This is a genomic window from Bilophila sp., from assembly GCF_057864385.1.
Genome location: NZ_DBMAFI010000052.1, coordinates 1 through 9,655, shown reverse-complemented (window position 1 = coordinate 9,655; position 9,655 = coordinate 1). Strand labels below are relative to the sequence as shown.

At 58.3% G+C, this 9,655-nt stretch carries 8 protein-coding genes; 3 read left to right on the top strand and 5 right to left on the bottom strand.

Annotated features, from left to right (window positions below):
* Nucleotides 1–409 (top strand): hypothetical protein (locus ACZM8Y_RS13970; protein ID WP_489501802.1); only part of this gene is annotated, 409 nt, incomplete at its 5' end.
* Here the strand turns inward: ACZM8Y_RS13970 and ACZM8Y_RS13965 are convergent.
* The 5 genes from ACZM8Y_RS13965 to nadC all read right to left on the bottom strand — a co-directional run bounded on the left by ACZM8Y_RS13965 (nt 399) and on the right by nadC (nt 6,532).
* Nucleotides 399–1,778 (bottom strand): sodium-dependent transporter, encoded by a 1,380-nt coding sequence (locus tag ACZM8Y_RS13965; protein WP_337431305.1) that lies wholly within the window; start codon nt 1,776–1,778, stop codon nt 399–401. The two genes, ACZM8Y_RS13970 and ACZM8Y_RS13965, sit on opposite strands and share 11 nt — an antisense overlap.
* 147 nt (nt 1,779–1,925) lie before the next feature.
* Nucleotides 1,926–2,306: a hypothetical protein gene (locus ACZM8Y_RS13960; protein ID WP_489501801.1), complete on the bottom strand. Its 381-nt coding sequence runs from the start codon at nt 2,304–2,306 to the stop codon at nt 1,926–1,928.
* 470 nt (nt 2,307–2,776) lie between these two features.
* Nucleotides 2,777–4,354, bottom strand: a complete 1,578-nt coding sequence (gene nadB / locus ACZM8Y_RS13955) for an L-aspartate oxidase (protein ID WP_337431600.1) — start codon at nt 4,352–4,354, stop codon at nt 2,777–2,779.
* A 232-nt stretch (nt 4,355–4,586) separates the two neighbouring features.
* Nucleotides 4,587–5,636, bottom strand: coding sequence for a quinolinate synthase (locus ACZM8Y_RS13950; protein ID WP_479859506.1), 1,050 nt, complete (start codon nt 5,634–5,636; stop codon nt 4,587–4,589).
* Nucleotides 5,633–6,532 (bottom strand): carboxylating nicotinate-nucleotide diphosphorylase, encoded by a 900-nt coding sequence (gene nadC, locus ACZM8Y_RS13945; protein WP_479859507.1) that lies wholly within the window; start codon nt 6,530–6,532, stop codon nt 5,633–5,635. The genes ACZM8Y_RS13950 and nadC overlap by 4 nt, the downstream gene beginning before the upstream one ends.
* 294 nt (nt 6,533–6,826) lie before the next feature.
* On the opposite strand from nadC, the gene mgtE reads away from it, so the two are divergent.
* The gene (mgtE, locus tag ACZM8Y_RS13940) at nt 6,827–8,272 is read left to right on the top strand and encodes a magnesium transporter (protein WP_308771469.1); all 1,446 of its coding nucleotides are present in this window, start codon (nt 6,827–6,829) and stop codon (nt 8,270–8,272) included.
* A 110-nt stretch (nt 8,273–8,382) separates the two neighbouring features.
* The gene (locus ACZM8Y_RS13935) at nt 8,383–8,631 is read left to right on the top strand and encodes a hypothetical protein (RefSeq protein WP_489501800.1); all 249 of its coding nucleotides are present in this window, start codon (nt 8,383–8,385) and stop codon (nt 8,629–8,631) included.
* The last annotated feature ends 1,024 nt before the right edge of the window (nt 8,632–9,655 follow it).

Here is a 9,655-nt window from a genome sequence, read left to right as displayed (position 1 = left end):
ATTTTTCGCTGGTGGGCTCCATGATTGGGGGATTTTATTGGTTATTTCCTTGGAATTTCAAGAAATAAAGCATCAACCATTTTCTATGATACAGCCTTTTTATTTATACAATACGTTGAAAATATACTCTTTTTTCTCATTTTGCCCTTTGGCGGAATCCATAGTCAAGACATTTTTTGGTGTATCTATTTGGAATTTCAATGAAAAAAGCATCAGCCACGTTCTATGTGACACAGCCTTAGATAACAAGCACAAAGGCGGAACCCATTCGTACCTGAAAGCCCTTCATGAGGGATTCGATAAGGCCGAAAGTCTTGGGAAGGGATGGGGAGGGTTTGGGAGGGGAAGGGGAACCTTTCTCCAGAAAGGTTCCCCTTCCCCTCCCAATCTTTCCCCCATTACTTCATAAACTTATCCACATACCCCTGAATGAAAAGAAAGACCAGCACGCAGGGCAGGATGTACTGGAGATACGGCTTGAGCCAGTGGGGGAAGCGGGCCCCCTGCCCCTGATCGGTTTCGGCGATGAAGCTGTTCCAGCCCCAGCCCCACCTGTGGCAGCAGAAGAAGAGGAAGAGCAGGGCGCCGAAGGGCAGCAGGTTGTTGCTGAGGAGGAAGTCTTCCAGATCCAGCACGGAGGAACCTTCACCGAAGGGCTGGAAGCCGGACAGGAGGCTGAAGCCGAGCGTGCAGGGCAGGGAGAGGAGGAACATCGTAACGCAGTTGACCGTGGAGGCTTTTTTGCGTGTCCAGCCCCAGACGTCCATGCAGTAGGAGACGATATTTTCAAAGACGGCGATGACCGTGGACAAGGCCGCAAAGGACATGAACACGAAGAACAGGGAGCCCCAGAAGCGTCCGAAAGGCATACTGTTGAAGATGTTCGGCAGGGTGACGAATACGAGGCCGGGGCCGGAGCCGGGGTTGACCCCGAAGGCGAAGCAGGCCGGGAAAATGATGAGGCCCGCCATGAGCGCGACGATGGTGTCCAGCAGGACGATGTAGAGGGCTTCTCCGGTCAGGGAGCGGGATTTGTCGATATAGCTGCCGAAAATGGTCATGGAGCCGACGCCGAGCCCAAGGGTGAAGAAGGCCTGCCCCATGGCGGCGGTGACGGCGGCCCAGAGCCCTCCGGTCAGTTTTTCGGGATCGGGCATGAGGTAGAAGCTGATGCCCGCCTCGCCCCCCGGCAGGGTGACGGCACGGACGACAAGCGCGATCATGAGGGCGAACAGGCCGACCATCATGAATTTGACCACTCGCTCGACGCCCCGGCGCAGGCCCATGCCGCATACGCTGAAACAAAAGATCACCGCCGCGCCCATCCAGAGGCAGGAAGCCGTAGGATTGCTGATCAGGCCGCCGAAAAAGCCGCCTACCTGATCGGGGGTCAGGCCGGAAAGATCGCCCTTGCTCATGGCCCAACAGTAGGCCAGCATCCAGCCCGCCACCGTGGTGTAGAACATCATGAGCAGGTAACTTCCGATAAGGCTGAGGGGGCCGAACATATGCCAGCGCGTGCCCTTGGGCTCCAGCTTGTGCAGGGCTGCGCCCAGATTGCGCTGCGCCGCGCGGCCAACGGAGAACTCCATGACCAGGATGGGGACGCCGACCGCCAGCAGGAAGCCGATATAGATGAACACGAACAGCGCGCCGCCGTAGGCGCCTGCGATATAGGGGAAACGCCAGACGTTCCCAAGTCCGATGGCGCAGCCCGCCGCGAGAAGAAGAAAACCGATGCGGCTGCCGAGCTGTTCTCTCTGCTGGTTCTGACTCATGCTTTTCTGAATCCTCTGTGTCCTGCGGGCACGTCCGTTTTCACGTGTCCCTTGGTATACGGAAATCTCCCGCACCTCGCCGCGGGCACCACGGAAGGAGGCGGGAGAAACGCTCCGGTGGGGCGAAACAGTGTCGCACCGCCTTTGTTACAAAAAATGGAGGAGGCAAGGAAGGGGCAAGCTGTGCGGGACATTCGTTTTTCTGATGTTTCCTGAAGGCTGTGTTATAGAAAATGGTTGATGCTTTTTTTTTTTGAAATTCCAAAGTGATAAACAGAAAAATGCCTTAGCCGTGGATCCCGCCAAGGGGAAAATAGGAGAAAAAGGCTGTATTTTCACCGCACTGTGGAGATGAAACAACCACAAACTATAACAGAGCCTTCCTGAAAGGGGCCAGTTGGCATTTTTGTTTGTTATGGCGTTATGTTCATTGAAAATATAAATGCCCCACAGCACGGGCAGGCCTTTTTTCGGAACGGCGTTCCTTCGCTGCTTCTTCAGGTTCTTTTGGGCTGTGCCGCACAGCAAGCGACTGATGTTTTTTAAGGCTGTGTTATAGAAAATGGCTGATGCTTTTTTCCTTGAAGTTCCAAAGGGATAACCGGAAAAATGCCTTGGCCGTGGATTCCGCCAAGGGAAAAACCGGAAAAAGCCTGTATTTTCACCATGCTGTGGAAATAAAACAACCCCATGCTACGATAGGCCTTCTTAAAGTTTCAAGGAGATAACCGGCAAAACGCCCCAGCCGTGAAGACCGCCAAGGGAAAGGCTGGAGAAAAAGGCCGTATCTTTCACCATCCTGTGGGGATGAAATAAGTATCCATGCCGGGGCCTTCTTTTTGCGCCCACCGTATTCCGATGTCAGCCTGCGGGAAAGGGGCACGGGGATTCGACAAACGGGCCGCCTTTGGAAAAGGGATGCGCGGCCCTTACAGGCAGGCTTGGGGAAGGGGAACTTTCCCGAAGAAAAGGTTCCCCTTCCCGCGATAGGCTCCGCCCTAGTTGATCCTGTGGTGGCACCCAAGGCTGCGGGGGTTGCGCAGGGCGCTCTGGGTAATGCTGTAGGCCGCTTGGCAGCCGTGGAAAAGATCCACGATGGGCTTGGAGATGGCCGTGTTTTTGTAGAAGTCGTGGAGGTGGCGGGAAAGGGCGCGCAGGTCGTCAAAAGCGCGGTGCAGGCGGCTGGCCGTGCGGCTGATGCCCACATAGTTCCACATGGTGTTGCGGATGGTCGCCCAGTCCTGCGCGATGAGCGCCGGGTCGTCGTTGCGCTCGTCGCCGGTGCTTTCCCAGTCGGGGATGGCGTCGGCAAGGCGCTTGCTGATGTAGCCGCGCTTGGTGATGCGCTGCGCGATGTCCTGGCCGGCGCTGTAGCCCCAGAGCAGGGCTTCGAGGAGCGACGTGCTGGCGAGGCGGTTGGCCCCGTGCAGGCCGGTGCAGCTGCACTCGCCCACGCTGTAGAGGCGGGTCAGCGTCGTGCGGGCGGAAGCGTCGACGAGGATGCCGCCGCAGAAGAAATGCGCCACGGGAACCACCGGGATGGGCTTCTTGCTGATGTCGATGCCCAGTTCCATGCAGTGCCGGTAGATGGTGGGGAACCGTGTGGGGATGTCGTGCTTCACGCCGGAAACGTCCAGGTACATGCAGGGCTCGCCGCTGTGGAGCATTTCGTCCATGATTGCCCTGGCCACGATGTCGCGGGGGGCGAGGTCGGCGCGCTCGTCATAGCGCTTCATGAAGAATTCGCCTTTGGCGTTCGTGAGGCGGGCCCCTTCGCCGCGCATGGCCTCCGTGATCAGGAAGCTGTGCGACTGGCGGGTGTACAGCGCGGTCGGGTGGAACTGGACATATTCCAGATTGTCGAGGCGCACGCCCGCGCGCTGGGCCATGGCGATGCCGGAACCGGTGCAGGCGGCGGTGTTGGTCGTGTGCAGATAGATCTGCCCGACGCCGCCGGTGGCAAGCACGGTGAAGTCGGCGAGCAGGGTTTCCACTTCCTTGGTGTCTTCGTTGTAGACGTAGGCCCCAAGGCACTGGTTGTCGAGCTGGTAGCGGTATTCCTTATACCGCGCATGGTGATCCGTGGTGATCAGGTCTACGGCGGTGCGGCCGGTCAGGATGCGGATGTTCGGGGACATGCGCACGGCCTGCAATAGGCCCTCCATGATGGTCTTCCCGGTGTGGTCGGCGCAATGCACGATGCGGTGCTTGCCGTGCCCGCCCTCGCGGGTGAAGTCGAGCTTGCCGTCCAGCCTGTCGAAGGGGATGGGCGCGCGTTCCATGAGGATGCGTTCCACGGCTTCGGGGCCATGCTGGCAGAGGTGGCGGACAGCCTTGACGTAGTTGTGGTGGTGTCCGGCAACCAGAATGTCCTTTTCCAGATCTTTGGCGTCGTCAGGATCGGGACGATAGACGATCCCGCCCTGAGCCAGCGCGGAATTGCCGCCGTCCATCTCTTTTCCGGGGACAATGAGGGTTACCTCATACCCGGCGTCCGCCAGAGTAAGGGCGGACGTGCTGCCGCTGATCCCGGCGCCGATGACGAGAACCTGTGTTTTCAAGCGCTGCTGTGTCATACTGCCTTCTTTTGAGAAAAGACCTTGTTTTGTGCATAGAGGAAAGGGGGCGGCAAGGCCCCCTGAAACCTGTTCGGGATAGGGCATTCAATAGGTTGAAGCATGTCCGGCGGAACCCCCGCCGCGTGGTTTCCCCGCCACGGGAAACTGGGGGAAAGGCCCCGCTTCGATGGGGTTGGGGAAGGAAAGCCCTTATCCGGGAGGGCTCCCCTTCTCCAACAAGCATCAAAAATTACGCGCAGGCTTCGAGCATGCGTTCGAGGGACGCCTTGGCCGGAGCGGAATCCTCGCTGGGGACGGTGATGGGTTCCGTGTTCCCGGCAACGATGCCTTCCAGCGTGGCGCGGAGCTTTCCGGGCGTGATTTTCGCCATGTTGGAACAGGCGCTGGAACGCAGGGGTTCCACACGGATGCGTCCTTCCTGCTCGCGGGCGAGGCGTTCCACCAGATTGATTTCCGTTCCGACATAAATATGTGCCCCATCCGGCGCATTCCTGACATACTCGATGATGTAGGTAGTGGAGCCCGCCCCATCGGCGGCGCGCACCACTTCGGGGGAACATTCGGGGTGTACGATGACTTTGCAGGACGGGTCGGCCTTGCGCACGGCCTCAATCTGTCCGGGGTGGAAGCGGGCATGGATGGCGCACAGGCCGGGCCAGAGCACGAGGGCGGCCTTGTCCGCCGCTTCGAGATCCACGGCTTCCCCGGTTCTGCGCACATCAAGGATATGCGTGTCGCGTCCGGTGATGCCGAGCTTGCGGGCGGTATTGCGGGCCAGGTTCTTGTCCGGCAGGAACAGCACGCCGTCGCCTTGGCGGAAGGCCCAGTCCATCATTTTTTCCGCGTTGGCCGACGTGCATACCGCGCCGCCGTAGCGCCCCACCACGGCCTTGACCGCCAGCGAAGTGTTGACGTAGGCGAGCGGCACCAGCTTGCGGCCCGATGCGGTGAGGCGGCCGAGCACGCGGTCGAGCAGCCGGGCGGGGGTCATCTGGGCCATCACGCAGTCGGCGGAATGGTCGGGCAGGAGCACCTGCTGGCCTTCGCGGGCGAGCAGGGCGGCGGATTCCGCCATGAAGTAGACGCCGCAGAAGACAATGTAGTCCGAGGCGATGCCGGGAACGCGCCGGGCCAGTTCGAGGGAGTCGCCGCGGAAGTCGCAGTGCCGGATGGTGTCTTCCTGCTCGTAGTGGTGGCCGACGATGGTCAGCCTGCCGCCGAGTTTGGAGCGGAGTTCCTCAATGGCGCGGGCGTCGTTGGAGGGATGTGATGTCGTCATAGGGATTCCTTCGCAATGCGCATGCTGAGGTCGGCGGTCACGGCGGAATGCGTGATGCGTCCGACGGAAATGAAGTCGGGCTTGCGGACGGTGCTCACGGTGGCATACGCCCGGATGGTGTCGAGGGAAACGCCCCCGCTGATCTCCGTTTCGATGGAGGAGGGGATCATTTCCAGCGCTTCGGGGAGCATATCGGGCGTCATATTGTCGAGCATGATGCGGTCGACCTTGCAGGCGACGGCCTCGCTGATTTCGTCGTGGTTGCGGCATTCCACTTCAATGGGCGGGCAAGGAGTGTAGCGCCTGCGCAGCAGTTCGACGGCCTTCGTCATTGAACCGGCCGCGTCGATGTGGTTGTCCTTGAGCATGAGCATTTCGGCGAGGTTGCGCCTGTGGTTGTGCCCGCCGCCGCACAGTACGGCATATTTGTCGGGATAGCGCAGGCCCGGCATGGTCTTGCGCGTATCAAGCAGGCGCACGCCCGTGCCTTCGAGCTTCTCGGCGTAGCGGCGCGTCAGGTTGGCGATGCCGCAGAGGTGGCTCACGAAGTTGAGGATCACGCGTTCGGCGCGGAGGACTTGCCGGGCGGGGCCGGAAATGCGGGCCACGATGGAACCCTTGGCGACCTCTTGCCCTTCCTTGGCAAGGCTCTGCCACGTGTAGGAAAGCTCCTCCGGGTGCGTTGCGCACAGGTCCATGACCAGCGGGATGACGGGCAGCCCGGCGATGATCGTCTGTTCTTTGGCTACGATAATTGCCTGAAGCCGGTCACCGGGGCTGAAGACGCCCTCGGTGGTGAGATCCGGCCCGTCCTCGGCGAGGGAGAGTTCCAAGATTGATAAAAGGTGCGTCCGCGCCTCGCCCTGAAAATATTCTGAGAATTCTGGAAGGATCATATCTTGTCCCGCATCCTTGGCAGTGCTACACGGGGTTGAGTACAACGCCGGATGCGCGGGACGCGCGCATCCGGCAACGAGTCAGCAGCGTAAAGCCTTTTCGTTTACTAGGTGGCTCATCCGTTTTCGTCAAGATGCTCTTTTTTTCCCAACCGTTCGAGGAGGCGTCGGATACGGGCCGGGATAAAAGGCAATGCGGGAGGAAACGCCGGTTTTGGAGGCGTGTTCCGTTTTTTATCGTAACCTTTGGCATCCTTGAGGCGTTATGCGGTTCAGGTGGAGGAGGATAGGTCCATGTCGGATGCGGCCCCCGAAGAGAAAAAGGCAGCCCCGGACGGCATAGCGCGGAGCCCTGAGGAGAAAGGGCGGAAAAAAAACGGGGAAACGCCGGGGAGGAAAGGCGACGGGCCTGCCGACAATGCCCGCCAGCGTACCCTCTCCCAGTGCATTGAGTATTTGGAAGACGGCGAATCCGAGTATTCCCACCCGGCTGACATGGCCGAGCATCTGGAAAACCTGAGCCTCAAGGAGCAGGTTTGCCTGTTCCGCCATTTGCCTGCCGACGAAGCGGCCGAGGCCCTCGCCGAGCTTGATGAGGAAGTGGCCGTCGACGTTCTGGAAAACCTCGATCCCGACGAGGCCGCCCAGATCATCGCCGAGATGTCGCCCGACGATGCCGCCGACGTTCTGGACGAGCTGGAAGAAGGGCACCGCGACGTCCTCCTGAGCAACCTTGACCGCGACGACGCCGAAGAGCTCCGCAACCTGCTGGCGTTCGATCCCGATACGGCGGGCGGCATCATGAACACCGAGATCATCCTGCTTGAGCAGGACATCACGGTGGACGAAGCCATTTCGCTGATCCGGCGGGGCATGGAAGAGGATATGGAAATCCCCTATTATGCCTACGTGGTGGACGAGGACGACAAGCTGGTCGGGGTATTTTCCCTCCGTGACCTCATGCTGTCGAAACCGGGGACGATCCTGCGGGATTCCCTGCATGATCAGGACGTGATCGCCGTGCGTTACGACACGCCGAGCGAGGAAGTGGCCCGCCGCATGAGCCACTACAATTTCATGGCCATGCCTGTGGTGGACTACGAAGGGCGCCTCCTCGGCGTGGCGACCTACGACGACATTCTGGACATCATGCAGGATGAGGCCAGCGCCGACCTGCTCGGCATGGTGGGCGCCGGTCAGGATGAGACTGTGGACACGCCGTGGCTGGAGTCGGTACAGATACGTCTGCCGTGGCTCATCGTGAATATGCTGACCTCCATGATGTCGGCCTTTGTGGTTTATATGTTTGAAGGTTCCATTGCTGGCATGGCGCTGCTGGCGGTGCTCATGCCGATGGTGGCGAATCAGGCCGGGAACACCGGGCAGCAGGCCCTTGCCGTGATGATCCGCCAGCTTGCCACGGAAAAATTTGACCGCAGGCGCGCATGGATTGCCGTGCTGCGCGAAGGCAAGATCGGCATTACTTCCGGGGCGATCATGGCGATGCTGGCCTGTGTGGGGGTCTGGTTCACCTCCTCATCCCCCGAACTCGGCATGGTCATGGGCGCGGCGCTCATGGGCGACATGCTGCTCGGCGCGCTGGCGGGCGGCAGCATCCCCTTGATCTTCCGTGCCGTAGGCCGCGACCCCGCGCAGGCTTCCAGCATCTTCCTCACCGCCATTACGGACAGCGCTGGTTTCTTTATTTTTTTGGGGCTGGCCACCGCTTTTTTGTTGTAGGAAGTGCGGAATGTGGGGGAAGGGAGGAGGCCCTTTCTGAAGAAAGGCCCTCCTCCCTTCCCCCACACCCCCATCCCTCCACCCCAAAGACTTTTATCCTTATCGAATCCTTGATTACGGTTTACCCTGATTATGGAGAAACGCCGTTGGATGGCGGGCCTGAAAAGGCAAGGCCCTGTCATGGCATACGGTTGTTTTTGTATCAGCGATATGCTGAAAGATATCTATTTTTCTCCAATTTTTCCGCTGATGGGCTCCATGATTGGGGGATTTTATTGTTGGCTCTGTTCAAGTTTACGGTTGATAAAGAGAAAGGCTCTGTTATCGTTTATGGTTGTTTTATTTCCACAGTGCGGTGAAAATACAGCCTTTTTCTCCGATTTTCCCCTTGGCTGGATTCACTGATAAGGCATTTTGCCGGTTATCCCTTTGGAACTTCAAGGAAAAAGCATCAACCATTTTCTATGGCTCTGTCATGGCGTGTGGTTGTTTCATCTTCACAGCACGGTGAAAAGACAGCCTTTTCTATAACACAGCCTCATTGTTTATTCCTTTGGCTGTGTTAAAGTTTCCGGCTGATACGCAATCAGAGGGCGCTCATCTGCCCCCTGTTTCAGCGGAACATTCGCTGCCGTGAAGGCGGACGCACTTCCAGCGCGGTGAAAGGCATCCTCCGGCAACGGCTGACGGCGCTTCGTCTCGCGCGGTTTCGCCGCTCTCGACCGTGCTTCGCGGGACATTTGGCCGCTCCTCGCCCCTCCATGCCGCATTGCCGTGCGGCGGGGGACGTCCTCAAAGCTCGCTGGCGCTCGTGCCTCCGGCGGTTAAAGGAGCGTACTTCTCTTTATCAACCGTAAACTTGAACAGAACCATTCCTTTAGGTTGTGTCGTTGATTATATAATCTATTGAAATTACTAAATTATTTTTTTGAATTGTAAAAAAATAATTTAATGATTTCAAATAATTATATGTAATATAACGATACAGCCTAGAATTTCAAGAAATAAAGCATTACCCGTTTTCTATGGCACAACCAAAGGCCGTATCATAGAAAACGGTTGATGCCTTTTTCCTTGAAGTTCCAAGGGAATGAACAACAAAATGCCTCAGCCACGAATTCCGCCAAGGGGAAAGCTGGAGAAAAAGGCTGTATGTTCACAGTACTGTGGAGATGAAACAACCACATACTATGAATGACAGAGCCAAGACAAAAAGGATCGGCTGTCATGCAGCCGATCCTTTTTCGTGTAAGACGTAACCGTTGTATAAAGGCCCTGTTTCCCATTCCAGCCAGGAAAGCTGGCGCGCCGCCTCCCCACCATATGAAAGTCTTGGGAGGGAGAGGGGAGGGGTTTGGGGAGGGGAGAGGGAACCTTTCTCCA